The sequence below is a fragment of the Streptomyces sp. ID05-26A genome (genome assembly GCF_033794685.1).
GTDB lineage: Bacteria > Actinomycetota > Actinomycetes > Mycobacteriales > Pseudonocardiaceae > Lentzea.
Genome location: NZ_JARAYZ010000015.1, coordinates 1 through 1058 on the forward strand (window position 1 = coordinate 1; position 1058 = coordinate 1058).

At 55.7% G+C, this 1058-nt stretch carries 1 rRNA gene; it reads left to right on the forward strand.

Annotation, left to right across the window (positions count from 1 at the left end):
* A 23S ribosomal RNA gene (locus PV646_RS44765) occupies window positions 1–1027 on the forward strand; the annotation flags it as partial.
* Between the last annotated feature and the right edge of the window lie 31 nt (window positions 1028–1058).

Sequence of the window (1058 nt, forward strand, 5' to 3'; positions counted from 1 at the left end):
GGCGAAGCTGAGAACTTAAGCGCCAGTAAACGGCGGTGGTAACTATAACCATCCTAAGGTAGCGAAATTCCTTGTCGGGTAAGTTCCGACCTGCACGAATGGCGTAACGACTTCTCGACTGTCTCAACCGCAGGCCCGGCGAAATTGCATTACGAGTAAAGATGCTCGTTACGCGCGGCAGGACGGAAAGACCCCGGGACCTTTACTATAGCTTGGTATTGGTGTTCGATTCGGCTTGTGTAGGATAGGTGGGAGACTGTGAAGCGCTGACGCCAGTCAGTGTGGAGTCATCGTTGAAATACCACTCTGGTCGTATTGGATGTCTAACCTCGGTCCGTGATCCGGATCAGGGACAGTGCCTGGTGGGTAGTTTAACTGGGGCGGTTGCCTCCCAAAGAGTAACGGAGGCGCTCAAAGGTTCCCTCAGCCTGGTTGGCAATCAGGTGTTGAGTGCAAGTGCACAAGGGAGCTTGACTGTGAGACTGACGGGTCGAGCAGGGACGAAAGTCGGAACTAGTGATCCGGCCATGGCTTGTGGAAGCGTGGTCGCTCAACGGATAAAAGGTACCCCGGGGATAACAGGCTGATCTTCCCCAAGAGTCCATATCGACGGGATGGTTTGGCACCTCGATGTCGGCTCGTCGCATCCTGGGGCTGGAGTAGGTCCCAAGGGTTGGGCTGTTCGCCCATTAAAGCGGTACGCGAGCTGGGTTTAGAACGTCGTGAGACAGTTCGGTCCCTATCCGCCGCGCGCGTAGGATACTTGAGGAAGGCTGTCCCTAGTACGAGAGGACCGGGACGGACGGACCGCTGGTGTGCCAGTTGTTCTGCCAAGAGCATTGCTGGTTGGCTACGTTCGGAAGGGATAACCGCTGAAGGCATCTAAGCGGGAAGCTCGTTCCAAGATGAGGTATCCCACTCTTCGTGAGTTAAGGCCCCCAGCTAGACCACTGGGTTGATAGGCCAGAGGTGGAAGACCGGTAACGGTTGGAGCTGACTGGTACTAATAGGCCGAGGACTTGTTACAAAGACGCTACGCATCCACTGTGCGGTTCTGG